We start from the raw sequence: 16,597 nt of genomic DNA, 5'->3' as shown, positions 1-16,597 counted from the left end.
TGTGATTCGCATTAATTCGCACCCCAAGAGTACTTCTTCGGGTAAATTACCTCAGGGCGTTGCTAAATTAATTTAAATTCTTTTTCATGTTCTATATAGAAACTGTTGAAATAATATTTTTATTTTAAAAATACATAAGTTATGACTATTTTAGGTAATAATATTATTAGTTAGTTTTTATTAATCATACCATAATTTAAATTAAGTACATATAATTTAAAGAAAAAGGAGATGGATAGAAATGGATTTCAAAGGGGAACTTATTAATCAAATTAAGTCATCACCTGATGTTTTTAATGAAATTAGAGTTGAGGCCTTGGTTGATAGATTGAATTCTGTTGTAGAAGGAGAAGGATTAAGCTATATTAATGATCCTAATCAAGATAGTACTTTAGAGGATTTAAGTGATGAAGAGTTAATAAATTCTATTATTAGAAATTTGAAGTATTATATCGCCTATGAACAGGAGTTAGGGGAAAGTGATTTGTAATTGATTTTATACCCTTGAACAGAATGACTTCAATTATCCTTAAAGTTTTATAATGGAAATTTTCTTTAGCCATTAATTAACTAATTTTTTAAAATTAGATTAGATTTTACCTAGAATTAAAACTTAGTTGCTGGGGAGAATATCTTTAAGGGGGGGATAATATGGCTAATGAAGTAGAACATTTTTTAAAGTATGGTGGAGTGAAGTTTAGGTATAATGCTCCAGAAAGGGAGGTCTGGAAGTTTGTAAATAGTTTGCCTTCTGAAAAGCGTGAAAGTATAGCAGAAGTTAGTCAAATCCTAGCTAAAAAGGGCTATATAGATTTGAAACCTGATTTTAGTACTATTGATAGAGAATTATTGGATGCACAATTAGAAGAGAATAGAAGAATTTAATAATAAAATAAGCCTCTTAAGAGGCTTATTTTATTATTAAATTCTAGGTAAGATTAAGATGACATTTTTAATCACTATCAACTTCCAGCTGATCAAATAATGCATTTAGATATTCTTGAATTGTTATTTTTTGTTCGATAAATTGCTCAATAAGATTATTGTTTTTAATAGTGTTTTCCATTATTCATATCAGCTCCTTAAGTAAGGTGAGTATTATTTATTATAAATCATTTTCCTTGATAAAATACTAGTAATGCTTGCCTATATTAAAAATAAATTTGAATAATTGAGTTAATATTGAATAAGATTAATTAATAAGGAAATTATATAAATAAAGAAGTAAAGTAATAAATCTAAACTATCACAAGAATACTTTACACCAATTAATTTAACATTATTTTGAAATTCAAAAATATAATAATCACCACAAGAAGGAGGGTTTGCTATTAATTTACTCAATTAAAATAATTAAAGGCATAAGAGATTTTTGCGAAAACATCTATATTTTTATAGATTTAACTTGTTAATCTAAGATTAAGTTTAATTAGAATATTTATCGGAGTATTTTGAACCTACTTAGTCTGAATTTTAAATCTAATTATAATTTTAATCATAGAGTTCATCATTGAGCTTAAAATTGCTAACAGAGCTAACTACTTCATTGAGTTATACTTGGTGGGATTGATTAAGAGCTTCAATTTATATTAATTTAGAAACAAGTTAAATTTGGAAAAATCAGCAAATAAGTTATTTGAGAAGAGTTAGAAAGAAAAGCAAAATTTAATTTACTTTTATCAAGAAAAAGCAAATTACATTTTAATTAACTTTATTCAAATTTAATAAATATATCTACTTTAGCATAAAATTGAAATAAAAGTAATATACTATTTACGAGAAACCACTAGGAGGTGTAACAATAATGAGAGCAACAGGAATAGTCCGTAAAATTGACAATCTAGGTAGAGTTGTAATACCAAAAGAAATCAGGACTGAGATGAAGATTGACAATGGTAATACACTAGAGATTTATGTTGATCAAAATGATACTGTAATTTTAAAAAAATACAGTCCAGTAAGGGAGTTAAGTAATTTAGAAGGTTATATAGATACTCTGCTAGAAACAACGGGGTGTAATGTAATGATATCTGATACAGATAAGATTATAGACACTTCGTCAGATTTAGGAGAATATAATGAGCGTTTAGTAGGTAATAAAGTAAAAGAAGCAATGAAATCCCGTAAAACTATAAATTTAGATAATGCTCAAGATCAAGATCTTTGTGCTAACTTTAGAAGTAAAGAGGATAAATTAGGATCAGTACTTATTTCACCAATTATTAAGCAGGGTGATATTTTAGGTGCTGTTATCTTATCATCTCAAGATAAAAAATTAGGTGATTTTGAAGCCAAAGCTAGTGAAGTGACAGCTAAAGTAATTAGTAAGAAATTAGGACTATAAATATAAGTAAGCGCATTATGCGCTTACTTATATTTATTTAGTTAATAATACCTAGATAACATAATTAAAAATTAATTTATAAAATAATTTAAAAATCATGTTGACAAGTTAGGATGAAAAATGTATAATTTAATTAAAGTTGAATAATAAAAACTGGCGTGTAACTGATATAAGCAGGCATTAGCTAGGAAGTAATATGAACTTCTGTTAATTTAATAGGGAGTTTATATTTCTTTCTAGCTTTTTTCTTTATACAATATATATTTTAATATTAAAAGAATATATAATATTATTTTTGGGAATTTATTAATAACAACAAAGTACTAATTGAAAGTTATGAATTAGGCATTATATTAATAACGGTACATTGTTAATTTCCCTTGAAAAAAGCATGGAAGAGAAAAGTTTTGATGTGTTAGCTAACACAAAGTATTAAATTTTAGTAACAAAATTTTAACGCTTTCACAATTTAATATTGATTAGGTTTAATCTATGAAGGTATAAGAACATAAGTATCGATAAGGGATCCTTTGTTAAAGCTAATGTTTTAATCTATGAAAGAGGTTAAATATTTCAAACAACAAAAGGAGGATTCTTATTAATGAAAGCATTCAAACAATTACAAAAAATAGGTAAAGCTTTAATGACTCCAGTAGCTATTTTACCAGCTGCAGGACTATTCTTGGCCTTTGGTACCAAGTTTAATTTACCATTGATGTCACAGGCAGGTAATATTGTTTTTGCTAATTTACCACTATTATTTGCAGTAGGTGCTGCTATAGGTCTTGCTGGTGGAGATGGAGTAGCAGGTTTGGCAGCAGTTGTTGCTATTTTAATTATGAACGTTACAATGGGCTTAGTGGCTGGTGTAACTCCAGACTTGGTAGGAACTAGCCCGGCATATGCAAATGTTTTAGGTATTCCAACACTACAAACAGGTGTATTTGGTGGTTTGATTGCAGGTATTATTGCTGCACTGATGTATAAGAAATTTTATAATATTGAGTTACCTGACTTTTTAGGTTTCTTTGCAGGAAAGAGATTCGTACCTATTGCAACAGCGGTAGTTGCATTTATTGTTGGTTTAATTATGCCTACAATTTGGAAACCAGTTGGAATTGGATTAGCAAAGTTATCTTATTTAGCTAATGGAGCTAATACAAATATTTCCACATTTATTTTTGGTGTAATTGAAAGATCACTAATTCCATTTGGTTTGCATCATATCTTCTATTCTCCGTTCTGGTTCCAATTTGGAGAGTATACTACTAAAGCAGGTAATGTAGTACAAGGTGACCAAGCTATTTGGTTTGCTATGTTAAAAGATCATGTTGCTAACTTTAGTTCTGCAACTTATCAAGGAGCAGGTAAGTTTATGACTGGTAAATTCCCATTCATGATGTTTGGATTACCAGCAGCAGCATTGGCTATGTATCATGAAGCTAAGCCTTCTAGAAAGAAAGTGGTTGGAGGTATCTTATTTTCTGCTGCGTTAACATCTTTCTTAACTGGTATTACAGAGCCAATTGAATTTTCATTCTTATTTGTGGCACCAGTATTATATGGAATTCACTGTTTATTTGCAGGATTATCTTTTATGTTGATGAACATGTTAGGTGTTAGAATTGGTATGACCTTCTCTGGTGGACTTATTGACTTTATTTCCTTTGGTGTGTTACCAGGCATGACTAAATGGTGGCTAGCTATTGTAGTTGGATTAGTACTTGCTGTAATCTATTACTTTGGATTCCGCTTTGCTATCAGAAAATGGGATTTAAAGACTCCTGGTAGAGAAGAAGAAACTGAAGGTTCCGTAGCAGAAGCAGGAAGTAATAGAGCCGAATCTATTTTAGAGGCATTAGGTGGAGCTGAAAATATTGAAGATATTGATGCATGTATTACTCGTTTAAGAGTATCTACTGTTGATCCTTCTAAAGTAAATGATGAAAAATTGAAACAAATAGGAGCTTCTGGTGTAATGAAGCCAGGTGGAGGGGCTGTTCAAGCAATATTTGGTCCAAAATCTGAAACTATTAAAGATGAAATTAAAAAGTTATTGTAAGATTTAACTTTAAACTCCATTGTTAATAAATATCCATACTTGATTGGAGAAGTTATTGGTCTTAGACCAATAACTTCTTACTATTTTAAATTGTAGCTAATTATAGTAGTCTAATTTAAGGTAAAATTTAAAGTATTATAATTTTTATTTTAGTTTTAGATATCTATGTTTAGCTTATTGATAATTTTTGAGTAGAATGTAAAGTTATTTAAGCAAAATTTTTAAAAAAATTGGATTAGATAATTGACTGATTTGTTTATAAAATGTATAATGTGGTAGATGATAAAGGTATAATATAGTTATATATAGAAATTGATTTTTCTACATAATAAATTAAAGTAGATTGATTATACTAAAAAGTTCTTCTTTGTCAAGAGGAGGAAAATTGAAATGTCAAATTTAATGAAAGTAAATTCTAGTCAAGATTATCAAATAAAAAAGGTCTTTAATAATAATGTAGTCTTAGTTACTCAAGAAGATAAGGTAAATAGTAGCTCAAAAGAGGTAATTTTGGTAGGAAAAGGATTGGGCTTTGCTAAAAGGGCAGGAGATATAATTAAAAGTGACTCTCTTAATATAGATAAAGAATTTATTCCAGCAAATGATGAGAAGAAAGAGCAATACAATCAATTGGTAAAGACTGTTAATGAAGAAATTATAGGTCTGACTACCGAGATAATAGCAATGGTTAGTAAAGAATTAAATGAAGAGTTAGATAAACACATTCATATAGCTTTAACAGACCATATTGCTTTTGCTCTTAAGAGAATTAAAGAGGGAATGGAGATCAGCAATCCATTCTTGCCAGAAACTAAAACTCTATACAATGAGGAGTATAGGTTGGCTAAAAAGGCTGTTAAGATGATTGAAGAGCGTTCTGGTATTCCTATCCCAGAGGGAGAGGTTGGTTTTATTACTCTTCACATACATGGTGCTAGGACTAAACAGGGTGTTTCTAGAGCTGTAAAATACACCTCTTTAATTAAAGAGATGATTGATTTTATAGAAGATAGATTAGGGATTGCTATTTCCCATGAAAGTTTAAATTATGCAAGGTTAGTTACTCATTTGAGATTTGCATTAGAAAGAATAGAGACCAATAAAATTAATCAAAATCCTTTATTGGAGAAGATTAGAGATGATTTGAAGAAATCATATCAAATTGCTGAAGAGCTATCTGATTTGATTTATAAAAGATTGGATGTAGTAGTACCAGATGATGAAAAAGGATATTTAGCTATGCATTTAGAGAGATTAAAGAAAAATTTAAATTAAAAACTGAATAATATTATTATTTAGTTTAATTAGCATGTTTGCTAATTAAGGCTTAAGAGTATTAAAAAACTAAAATAACTTTATAAGTATATTAGAAAAGGAGCTGTTATTTATGTTAGGATTATTTAAGAAGAATAAAGCTGTTGAGTTATTAGCACCATTGACTGGAAAGGTATTGGATATATCTGAGGTACCAGATGAAGTATTTTCACAAAAAATGGTTGGTGATGGATTAGCAATTGAACCTACTGAAGGAGTATTATTATCTCCAGTAGAAGGAACTATTAAGCAAATCTTCCCTACGATGCATGCTGTAGGTATTGAAGCTAAATCTGGTGTTGAAATCTTAATGCATATTGGAATTAATACTGTTGAATTAAAAGGAGAAGGTTTCAAGAAATTTGTTGAAACAGGAGCTAAAGTAAAACCTGGTGATAAGTTAATTGAATTTGATTTAGATTATATTAAGGAGAATGCAACTTCTATTATTACACCAGTTCTAATTACAAATATGGATGCTATCAAAGACTTTTCGGTTTTAGCTGATGGTCAAGTAGTAGCAGGTTCTGATAAGATACTAAAGGCAGAGATGAAGTAATACTTAGTAAAAAGTGTTAGAATTTTAGTTATTTATTATTAACTAGTTATTATATAGGAGGGATAATCATGGTAGAGAAGAAAGTAGTAATTAAAAATGATACTGGTATTCATGCTAGACCTGCTTCATTAATTGTACAAAAGGCAAATGGATTTAAATCTGATATTAGCTTAGGTAAAGATGGTCAAGAAGTAAATGCTAAGAGTATTATGGGAATTATGAGTTTAGGGGTGAGCAAGAGTACAGAGGTTACTATTAAAATAAAAGGGTTTACTTCTGTAACAGAAGTAAACCCTTTTATTTTTATTAGAAGAAGCTAAGCTTGCTAAAAATTTTTAGTTAATTTTTGTTCTAAAAAGAGCCATTCTAATAATTCTAAATTGTAACTTATAATAATTCATTTATTTCAGCAGGACTTAATGATTAGGCTAACCTTTTCAATAGTGAAAAATCATATCAGATGTATTTTTATAGATTAAAGGTACTAAAAATAAAGGGTTATAAGTGTAATTGTAGTAATATATAGATAATAGTTATTTTTGGTTATCAATATAGGAAATGATTTAAATGTTTAAATTATACATAATGGCTTTGGGTAGAAGTTTAAATTAAGCGAAGGGAGTTGTACTATGGATACTCAAATTAATAATGATAGTAACTTAAATCAGTCTGGCATAATTGTAGATGATTTTATAGATAAATTAAATAATAGTCCTAAATGGATGAGTAGAATTCTACAGGTCTCTATTGATGCTTTTTGGATCATGGATAGTAAAGGAGTAATTTTGGAGGTTAATAATGCAACTCTTGAAATTTTGGGATATTCTAAAGAAGAATTGTTAGGGCTGAATATTAAAGATTTAGAGGCTGATAATCAGGAAAGGGACTATATAGATAAAGTTATAAATGAAGATAGGCACAGCTTTGAAGCCAAATATAACTGTAAAGATGGCAGCGTTGTAGATTTAGAGATCAGTGTTAATTTTATTAATGATTTAGTTCCACCTTTTTTGGTGGTTTTTGCTCGAGATATTACAGAAAGAAAGAGAAAAAAAGAGGAGTTACAGAGGGCATATCAGGAGAATCAGAGATTTTTGGATAAGTTACGGAAGCAGAAGAACCGAATAAATACAATTTTACATACTTCAATGGATGCTTTTTGGGTAATGGATAATCAAGGAGAGATAGTAGAGGTTAATGAGGCTTTTATGGATTTGTTTGGATATTCTTTAGTTGAAATTATGAGTATGAATATTAGTAGTTTAGATATTACAAAAAAGGCAGATGAGATGGAAGCTTATTTAGCTGAAATTAGAGTTAGGAAGAAGGATAGGTTTGAGAGTAAATATAGATGTAAAGATGGTAGGGTTATTGAGTTAGAGATAAGTGTTACCTTTGTAGATAGTCTAGATGAGCCGATGTTTGTAGTTTTTGCTCGTGATATTACTGAACGTAAGATAAAACATAGAGAACTAGAAAAGGCTTATCAGGATAATCAGATTTTTCTAGATAAGTTACGTAAAGAAGGCAATAGAACGAATACAATTTTACATACTTCAATGGATGCTTTTTGGGTAATGGATAGTCAAGGGGATATATTAGAAGTCAATCAAACCTTTATAGATTTGTTTGGATATTCTTTGATTGAAATTATGAGTATGAATATCAATCAGTTAGATATTAGTAAAAATAAGATTAGAGGTTATCTTATTGATATAAAAAATAAAGAGAAGAGTAGCTTTGAGAGTAAGTATAGATGTAAAGATGGTAGTATTGTAGAATTAGAGATAAGTGCTAACTTCGTAGACAGTTTAGATGAACCCATCTATGTAGTTTTTGCTCGTGATATTACTGAACGCAAGATAAGACAAAGGGAGTTAGAGAAGGCTTATCAAGAGAATAAAGATTTTTTAGATGAGTTAAGGGAACAAGGAAATAGAACTAATACTATCTTACAGACTTCAATAGATGCCTTTTGGGTAATGGATGGTCAAGGAGATATATTAGAGGTTAATGAAGCCTTTATAGATTTATTTGAATACTCCTTAATTGAGGTTATGAAGATGAATATTAGTGATTTAGATTTTAGCAGAAGTAAAGAAGAAATTCAAGACCATCTTATTGAGATTAAAGATAAGAAGAAAGATAGGTTTGAAAGTAAATATAGATCTAAAGATGGAAATGTCGTAGAGTTAGAGATAAGTGCTACTTTTGTAAGTAGTTTAGATCAACCAATCTATGTAGTCTTTGCTCGGGATATTACTGAGCGAAAGAGAAGGCAAAAAGAGTTAGATGAGGTTCAAAAGAGACTTATGCAATCAGAGAAGATGGCTGCTTTAGGTAGATTAGTAGCAGGAGTAGCCCATGAGATAAATACTCCACTTGGAATAGGAGTAACGGTGGCTTCATATTTAGCAGAAATGACTCAAGAAATTATCAGGTTATACAATAGTAAGCAAATGACAAAAAATAATCTAGAGGAATATTTAGGATCGACCCTTGAATCTACAGAAATGGTTTTAAAAAACTTAGAGAATGCTTCTGAATTGATAAGTAAGTTTAAGCAAGTAGCTGTAGATCAAACAAATAATAAGAAGAGAGAGATTGAGCTGAAAGAATATCTAATCGATATTTTGATCAGCTTAAAGCCTAGATTAAAGAAGAGCAACCATACTATTAAGATGAAATGTAGTGATGCTATTAAGGTATATACTTATCCTGGAGCTATTTCACAGATTATTACCAATTTGACTATCAACTCTTTAAGGCATGCTTTTGAAGATGGGGAATGTGGTGAGATAAGTATAGAGGTAAGAGAGGATAAGAAGTTAATTGAGTTAAAGTATAGGGATGATGGAAAAGGTATTCCTAAAGAGCATATTAAAAAAATTTTTGAGCCCTTCTTTACAACTAAACGTGGACAAGGGGGAACTGGTCTAGGATTGAACCTAGTATATAATCTAGTAACCAGTGCTCTGGGAGGAAAGATTAGGTGCGAAAGCTCTAGTCAAATTGGAACTATCTTTACAATTGAGATACCTAAGGGGGTTATGGGTGATGGATAAAGAAGAATATATAGTCTTTAAACCTAACAAAGAGCTTAAAAAGTCCCAGAAAAGAGCCATATTTGGTCAAAGAGTTAATCAAGGTCTAGCCAATGATAATGAAATCTTTTTTGCACCTGATATAGAAGATAAGCTGGAAGGAGTCCTGTTATCTTCCAAGACTAAAGAGAATCAATCTGGTTTTAGGGGAGGATGGAAGTTATTAATTGTTGATGATGAACAACAGGTACATAAGATGACTAAGATGGTTCTACAGAATGTTAATTTTGAAGGTAAGAAGATAGAGTTTATTAGTGCTTATTCAGGTAGCGAAGCTAAAAAGATAATGGAAGAAAAATCAGATATAGCAGTGATATTATTAGATGTTGTAATGGAAGGTGATGATTCTGGTCTAAAGGTAGCTAAGTATATTAGAGAAAATTTGGGAAATGATTTAGTTAGAATTATATTACGTACTGGACAACCAGGACAAGCTCCAGAGAGAGAAGTTATTAAAAACTATGATATTAATGATTATAAAGAGAAGACAGAGCTTACTTCTCAAAAGTTATATACCGCTATTATTACTGCATTTCGTTCTTATAAAGATTTACATAATATTCGTAGAAGTAAGAGGGGATTACAAAAGATAATTAAATCTTCAGCTACTTTATTCAGACCAGAATTATTAAAGAGACCCTTAGAGGAATTTATCTCTTCAGCTTTATTTCAATTATCAGCTTTATTAGAGAAAGAGAATAATTTTCTATCTGCTTCAGGTTTCATAGCTGAGAATGATGGTGATCAATTCTACCTTTTAGGAGGAATTGAGAGATATTGTGCTTATGTTAATAAGCCAGTCAAAGAGGTAGTTTCTGATAAGACATATCAGAGGTTAAATCAAGCTAGGCAGGAGAGAGAGAATTGTTTTTTTGCTAATGAATATATTGCTTATTTTAAATCGAATAAGGGTACAGAGAATATCATTTATTTAAAAGGTGAAGAAGAGTTTAATGAGTTTGATAAAAATTTATTAGAGATATTTTCAACAAACATTATAGCTGCCTTTGATCATGTTTTGATGAATCAAGAGATTATAAAGACTCAAAAAGAGATAATATTGATTTTAAGTGAGATGACTGAAACCAAGTCTAAAGAGACTGCTCAGCATGTTAGAAGGGTTGCAGAATACTCTTGTCTTTTGGGGAAAAAGTTAGGTTTAGATACTGATATGCTTGATACTTTTAAATTAGCCAGTTATATGCATGATATTGGAAAGATAGGTATCTCTGATGCTATTTTGAAGAAGTCTGAGGCATTGACTGAAGAGGAATATCGGGTAATGAAGCGACATACTGAGTTTGGCTATGATATTTTGAAGAGTTCGAAGAGAAAGATTTTGCAAGCTGCTGCAATTATTGCTTATCAACATCATGAACGTTGGAATGGTACAGGATACCCTGTTGGTTTAAAGGGGGAAGAGATTCATATTTTTGCTAGAATTGTGGGGTTGATTGATGTCTTTGATGCTTTAAGTCATAAGAGAGTATATAAAGATTCTTGGCAGATGGAGCGAGTCTTAGAACTGATAAAAAAAGAGAGGGGAAGACACTTTGACCCTAAGATTGTTGATGTCTTTTTTGAAAATTTAGATGAAATTTTAGAGATTAAGAAAAAATATCCAGATAAGCTGAAGTAAAAAAGTTATGGGATTTCCTATAACTTTTTTTATGTTTATATTTTTAATTATGGTGTATAGATATTTTAATTTAATCTGAAGTTTAATGGATATATTGCTGTATTTTTAGGAATCAGGAGTCAGGAACCAGTTATCAGTAAAATAGACTGGTTCCTGACACGAAAGTGTCACAATATCTCTGTATAATAACACATTTGGGCTACTTTAGACATATAATTATATATACTTTGCATTTAAATATTGATGATTAAATTTGTAATCATAGCAGAAGCAATTTTACTAAGAAATATTGATTCTTTAAGAATTGTCTAAATTATTGCCAGAGGATTTAATGACCTCAAAGATGATATATTGTCCAATTTATTATCTGTCTTCTGATTTATTTTATCATAATTTTTGGTTATAAGGTAATAATTAATCAAAAAAGGGGTAAGCTTGATATATAAGAGGGGGGAGAGTAATGGACCAAGAAATGAAGAAGGATGCAGTAGAGATGTTGCTTTCTACAGCAGCTAAGGATTTGGGAATTAGTCCTGTAGAGTTTGTACAATTGGCTCAGCAATTTGTTATAGAATATAAGAGTAATGGTGAAGATGTAGATATTTATAGAGAAATCAGTCCAGGGGTTTATAGGAAAATACAAATTTAGTGGGTCAATTAAATACTTGGGAATAGAATATTATTGGCTTTTTTTATTTTTTGATGGGAAGTTGCTTAATTGGAGAATATTAACTTGTAAGAGGATATAGTGCAGATAACTGTGCAGATATAAAAAAGTTGGTTCAAGAGTATCATTCCATTGACTGTCGTCATCAAGCAGAAGCAAAATGTGCTGTTGAAAAGGCTAAGTAGGTTATTTAGTCCCAAACAAACTCTAGGGTTGTGTTGGGATTTTTTATTTAATTCAGGTAATGATTAAAAAAAGGATTTTATATTAAAATAAAGAAGTTAAAGATAGTATAGTCTCCAACTTTAGAATGTGATTGAAATTATAGTAAAATTGGATTACAGTGGATAGGAAAAATTTGTTTGGGTATTTTTCCATCACAAAGAGTTCAAATAACTCGTAGGATGGGTAACAAGTAATGAGTGACGAGCTAAAACCCAAAATATAAAGGCACTATAAAATTAAATTTGGAGATCTATAGATAATTGATTGAGTCTGGGACTGACTATCAGAAGAGATAAAAAGACATTAAATTATTATAAATTTTACTTACTTGTAAGGGGGGAGAATATGAATGAAAAAGAGAAAGCTCGTTGGGGCAAAATTAGAGAGAAAGGAAAGACTAAATATATCTTAATCCATGGAATAATTGGATGGGGTTTTATTACTACTATAGCTTACACAGTGGTAACTTTTTTAATAGATGTAGTAAGTGGAGCAGATTTATCTTTACTGAAATCATTAAGGGATTTTGCTATTGCCTTGATGGTCTTTCCAGCTATAGGGTTTTGGCAGAGCCTTTCTAGATGGGCTAAGAATGAAAACGAATATAAGAACAATTATCAGTAAAGACTATAAAAAGTAATTATATAATTAAAATTAACAAAAATTTGTAATAGATTATGCCTAAATCAGCTCTATTAAAGGTGGTTTAGGTTTTTAGTATTGAAAAAATTTAGTTACAATTATATATTATTTTTTTCATAAAAGAGATCAGGTTTAGAGATTCTTGTTATGGATGATTGTTAAGGAAATTAGCTATAGTTAAAGTTAATAAGTAGATAGTAAAAAATAAGAGGTCTAGCTTATAAGCTAGACCTCTTATTTAGATTAGATTCCACAACTGCTCTGTCCTCGTTTCTCTAAGTACTTTTGGTGATATTTCTCAGCGGGGTAGAAGGTAGTTGCAGCTACTATTTCAGTAACTATTGGCTTTGGATACTTATCACTATTAGCTAGGGCTTCTTTTGCTTTCTTTGCAACTTTTTCTTGTTCTTTGTTATGATAAAAGATAACTGAACGGTATTGGGTACCTATATCAAGACCTTGGCGATTGAGAGTTGTAGGATTATGGTTATTCCAGAATATCTCCAATAACTCTTCATAAGTGACCTTACTTGGGTCAAAGATTATCTCTATTGCTTCAGCATGACCAGTCTGATCTGTACAGACGTCTTCATATGTAGGGTTATCGGTCTCTCCTCCAATATAACCTACAGTAGTAGAGTTTACACCGTCTATCTTATCAAATAGGGCTTGTACCCCCCAAAAACAACCTGCAGCAAAAGTAGCTTTTTCCATCTTATCATCTCCTTAGTTGGTATTAGTAATTATTTTTAACTATTATATAATTTTTTTAAGATTAAATCAATGATCATTGATTTAATCTAGTTACGGTTTTAGAGGTATTATTACTGTTGGCAAAGATATTATTCATAGTAGAGAAATTTATCAAGGATTATCCTTTTGGGTATTAGGAGGTAGGTGGTTGGGTGGTAACCATCTAACCCCAACTACCAAAGAACAAATTTTCTGATACTAAAGAGATGGAATTAATAACTTGAATATTAGTTAATGATAGTTGTATAATGGGATTAAGTATTTATAGTTGGAGAGGGGTTTTATAATGAAAGAAGATAGGACAGAGTGGTGGGCTGAGGCTTATGAGCAGATGCAAAAATTAGGCTATGATTATCATTATATAGATTTTGCTTCAGCCAAGAAAGAGATAGAGTTTATTGAGAGAACATTAGACTTAAAAGTAGGAGATAAAGTGCTGGATTTAGGTTGTGGCAATGGTCGCCATAGTATTTTATTAGCTGAGCGAGGCTACCAAGTAACAGGAGTAGATTACTCTAAGAGCTTATTGGAGATGGCTCAGGTAGAAGCAGAGAAGAGGGGTTTAAGTTTAGAACTTCGTTGCCAAGATATGTTGACCCTTGATGATGATTCTTTATATAATGGGGTGATTATCTTAGATGGTTCCTTTGGAATATTTACTGATAGTGAGAATGAAGATATAATTAGAAGGGGAGCCAAAGCATTAAAGCCAGGAGGAAAATTATTATTACAGAGCTATAACCCATACTATATGGCCTTCAATCAAGGTAGGGATGCTGAAGTAGACGGCGATAACACCTTTATTAGGGAGACTAGTTTTGATGTTAAGCGGGGGGCAGTAGTCGATAATATCATTGCTATTGATAATATTACAGGAAAGTATCAAAGGATAAATACGCGCTATTATCGTGCTTATACCATACCTGAATTAAGAGGGATAAGTAATAAATATGGGCTAAGGAATTTAAAAGTTTATGGTCATGATGATGATTTTTATCCTAAGTTAGAGTTACCCTTTGATGTGCAAAAGGATATGGTAATGTATCTGCTCTTAGAGAAGCTGAGCAGGTAGGATGCTTTAAGCTAAGTAAATTAAAAAGGAGAATAGCATGGATAATATAGAGAATTTTAGTAAAGGTGAAGAGATTACAAATGCTATCTTGCATGGTATTGGATTAGGATTAGCTATTGCAGCTTTAGTTATATTAGTTGTTTTGGCAAATACTTCAGGAAATGTCTGGCATATAGTCAGCTTTAGTATCTATGGCTCTACTTTAATTATTCTTTACCTCTCATCAACTTTATACCATAGTTTTCCTAAAGGAAAGACCAAGGATATCTTTGAAATTTTTGACCATTCTGCTATATATTTATTGATAGCTGGAACTTATACACCATTGACCTTGATTGCTTTAAAAGGAGCATTAGGTTGGACTATTTTTGGAGTGGTTTGGGCAATTGCGATTATTGGAATTATATTTAAGATATTTTGGGTTAAGAAATTTGTGGTATTCTCAACAGTTCTATATATAGTGATGGGTTGGATAATTGTCTTTGCAATTAAGCCTTTATTATTAGCGATGACAATAAAGAGTCTGATATTTTTGATTGTTGGTGGGGGATTATATACAATAGGTTCTATATTTTATGTGTGGCGTAAGATGAAGTATCATCATGCTATCTGGCATCTATTTGTGTTAGCAGGTAGTACCTGCCATTTCTTTACTATATTATTCTTACTACCTGAATAAAAAATACAGGGAATGTAAGATCATTCCCTGTATTTTTTATTCAAACAATTCATCTACCAGCTCATCAATTTCATCTTTTAAATCCTCTTTAGCTTCTTTATTAATTATAATTTCAAGTACATCACCCTCTTTAGCAGCTTTGGGTAGAGCTTCTTGTGGTAAGTTAAAAGTTTTAGTTCCCATTTCAATTACAGCACAATCACCTTCAAAACGGTCAATGATTAGCATTAAGCACCTCCTAATAATACTCTGCTATCAAGTTTCCTTTTAAATCATAAAGCTGAGCAGCATCTCCGTTGTTATTCCAAATATAGCTTTTAGTCCATATGATCTGCCCTTTAGCTTTGCTAGCATTTCTACCACTTACTATTTTTAGAGATTCTCCTGCTTTGATAATAGTTCCTTGAGGAAAGATAAATTCCTGCTTTCCCCTTAAACTAAGTAACTTCCATTTGGAGATATTGATATCTTCACTATCATTATTGGTGATAAGTACAATTTCATCCTTTAGGTTTAGTTTACTTATTGTAAGTGGGATTTTATTATTTGAGGTTTTTGTAGTAGAGATAGAGGGTGCTTTGTGATTAAAGGTAATTTTTTCTCCATCACTAATAGCAATAATTGTTCCTAACTGGTCGGTTCTATATATCTCTACATCTGCTTTACTAAGTTTATTTAAAGTATATTTGGTAGGATGACCATATTTATTATCTTTACCAACACTTATTACTCCGTATTTGGGGTTGACCCTCTTTAAAAATTTAAAGGTAGTAGAGGAGTTGCTTCCATGATGACCTACCTTCAATAAATCAGCACTTAAATCAACTTTATTTACAATCAACTCCTGCTCTACTTCTCTTTCAGCATCACCTGTAAAAAGAAAAGAAGTATCTTTAAAATCAATTTTAACTATGGCAGAATAGTTATTTAAATCTTTATAATCTTTTTTAATTGGGGCGATTATTCTTACCAATAAACCATCTTTGTCAATTAAAGTTACTCCTGCCTTTGCAACTGAGATTTTCAATCCCTTATGTTTAATAGCAATTAATAAATCTCTAAAGGTCTTAGAACTATGGGTGATTTTAGGCATATATACCTTTGCTATTTCAAAATGATTGACTACATCATCTAGTCCACCAATATGGTCTTCATGGGGGTGGGTAGCGATTAAGTAATCTATCTTATTGATATTTTCTTTCATTAAGTATTTTACTAGCAGATCTCCATCTGAGTTATTGCCCCCATCTATTAACATATTTTTGCTGTTGGGCAATTGAATTAAGATAGAATCTGCTTGCCCTACATCAATGAAATCTACTCTTAATAATTCTGCTGTTAGAGCTGTACTATTTAAATTAAATATAATTTGAATAAATAGAGTTAAAACTATTGTTAAATACTTCTTTTTTAGTTTCATTTATTATACCTCCTTTTAGTTGAATAGATTTAATAAATTGTTTGACTTGCCTATATAGATTTAAATAAAATATCCTTATAAATTAAGAATATTATCTCACTGTCTCTTATACACATC

16 protein-coding genes are annotated in these 16,597 nt (G+C 30.6%); 13 read left to right on the top strand and 3 right to left on the bottom strand.

Annotated features, from left to right (window positions below):
* Positions 1-241 precede the first annotated feature (241 nt).
* The 11 genes from ACTCDL_RS11010 to ACTCDL_RS10960 all read left to right on the top strand — a co-directional run bounded on the left by ACTCDL_RS11010 (position 242) and on the right by ACTCDL_RS10960 (position 12,538).
* Positions 242-490: a hypothetical protein gene (locus ACTCDL_RS11010; RefSeq protein WP_463176538.1), complete on the top strand. Its 249-nt coding sequence runs from the start codon at positions 242-244 to the stop codon at positions 488-490.
* Between the two features lie 161 nt (positions 491-651).
* On the top strand, positions 652-885 hold the full coding sequence (locus ACTCDL_RS11005) for a hypothetical protein (RefSeq protein WP_463176537.1): 234 nt from the start codon (positions 652-654) through the stop codon (positions 883-885).
* A gap of 919 nt (positions 886-1,804) precedes the next feature.
* Complete coding sequence (locus ACTCDL_RS11000) at positions 1,805-2,344, top strand: stage V sporulation T C-terminal domain-containing protein (protein ID WP_463176536.1); 540 nt, start codon at positions 1,805-1,807, stop codon at positions 2,342-2,344.
* Between the two features lie 601 nt (positions 2,345-2,945).
* Positions 2,946-4,406 (top strand): glucose-specific PTS transporter subunit IIBC, encoded by a 1,461-nt coding sequence (ptsG, locus tag ACTCDL_RS10995; protein WP_463176534.1) that lies wholly within the window; start codon positions 2,946-2,948, stop codon positions 4,404-4,406.
* A 390-nt stretch (positions 4,407-4,796) separates the two neighbouring features.
* Entirely contained in the window at positions 4,797-5,681 is an 885-nt protein-coding gene (gene glcT, locus ACTCDL_RS10990) for a glucose PTS transporter transcription antiterminator GlcT (RefSeq protein WP_463176533.1), read from the top strand.
* 112 nt (positions 5,682-5,793) lie between these two features.
* On the top strand, positions 5,794-6,279 hold the full coding sequence (locus ACTCDL_RS10985; RefSeq protein ID WP_463176532.1) for a PTS sugar transporter subunit IIA: 486 nt from the start codon (positions 5,794-5,796) through the stop codon (positions 6,277-6,279).
* Positions 6,280-6,347: 68 nt separating this feature from the next.
* Complete coding sequence (locus ACTCDL_RS10980) at positions 6,348-6,599, top strand: HPr family phosphocarrier protein (RefSeq protein ID WP_463176531.1); 252 nt, start codon at positions 6,348-6,350, stop codon at positions 6,597-6,599.
* Positions 6,600-6,908: 309 nt separating this feature from the next.
* Complete coding sequence (locus ACTCDL_RS10975) at positions 6,909-9,344, top strand: PAS domain-containing sensor histidine kinase (RefSeq protein ID WP_463176530.1); 2,436 nt, start codon at positions 6,909-6,911, stop codon at positions 9,342-9,344.
* A complete protein-coding gene (locus ACTCDL_RS10970; RefSeq protein WP_463176529.1) occupies positions 9,337-11,022 on the top strand; it encodes a DUF3369 domain-containing protein in 1,686 nt (561 codons plus the stop codon). Before ACTCDL_RS10975 ends, ACTCDL_RS10970 begins: the two co-directional genes overlap by 8 nt.
* 460 nt (positions 11,023-11,482) lie before the next feature.
* A complete protein-coding gene (locus ACTCDL_RS10965) occupies positions 11,483-11,671 on the top strand; it encodes a hypothetical protein (RefSeq protein ID WP_463176528.1) in 189 nt (62 codons plus the stop codon).
* A 588-nt stretch (positions 11,672-12,259) separates the two neighbouring features.
* Positions 12,260-12,538 (top strand): hypothetical protein, encoded by a 279-nt coding sequence (locus tag ACTCDL_RS10960; RefSeq protein ID WP_463176526.1) that lies wholly within the window; start codon positions 12,260-12,262, stop codon positions 12,536-12,538.
* A 261-nt stretch (positions 12,539-12,799) separates the two neighbouring features.
* Here ACTCDL_RS10960 and msrA read toward each other — a convergent pair whose 3' ends face one another.
* Positions 12,800-13,270 carry a peptide-methionine (S)-S-oxide reductase MsrA gene (gene msrA, locus ACTCDL_RS10955; RefSeq protein WP_463176525.1) on the bottom strand — a complete coding sequence of 157 codons (471 nt, stop codon included), beginning with the start codon at positions 13,268-13,270 and terminating at the stop codon, positions 12,800-12,802.
* A gap of 325 nt (positions 13,271-13,595) precedes the next feature.
* Between msrA and ACTCDL_RS10950 the strand changes: the two genes are divergently transcribed.
* The gene (locus ACTCDL_RS10950; RefSeq protein WP_463176522.1) at positions 13,596-14,381 is read left to right on the top strand and encodes an SAM-dependent methyltransferase; all 786 of its coding nucleotides are present in this window, start codon (positions 13,596-13,598) and stop codon (positions 14,379-14,381) included.
* A 37-nt stretch (positions 14,382-14,418) separates the two neighbouring features.
* A complete protein-coding gene (gene trhA / locus ACTCDL_RS10945) occupies positions 14,419-15,060 on the top strand; it encodes a PAQR family membrane homeostasis protein TrhA (protein ID WP_463176520.1) in 642 nt (213 codons plus the stop codon).
* Positions 15,061-15,096: 36 nt separating this feature from the next.
* On the opposite strand, the gene ACTCDL_RS10940 is transcribed toward trhA, so the two are convergent.
* Both ACTCDL_RS10940 and ACTCDL_RS10935 read right to left on the bottom strand, forming a co-directional pair.
* Positions 15,097-15,288 carry a DUF3006 domain-containing protein gene (locus ACTCDL_RS10940; RefSeq protein ID WP_463176519.1) on the bottom strand — a complete coding sequence of 64 codons (192 nt, stop codon included), beginning with the start codon at positions 15,286-15,288 and terminating at the stop codon, positions 15,097-15,099.
* A 10-nt stretch (positions 15,289-15,298) separates the two neighbouring features.
* Complete coding sequence (locus ACTCDL_RS10935; RefSeq protein WP_463176518.1) at positions 15,299-16,480, bottom strand: MBL fold metallo-hydrolase; 1,182 nt, start codon at positions 16,478-16,480, stop codon at positions 15,299-15,301.
* Positions 16,481-16,597: the final 117 nt, after the last annotated feature.

The sequence above is a fragment of the Orenia sp. genome, assembly GCF_055140805.1.
The sequence above is the reverse complement of the archived record's forward strand: the minus strand, read 5'-3'. Positions and strand labels throughout refer to the sequence as shown.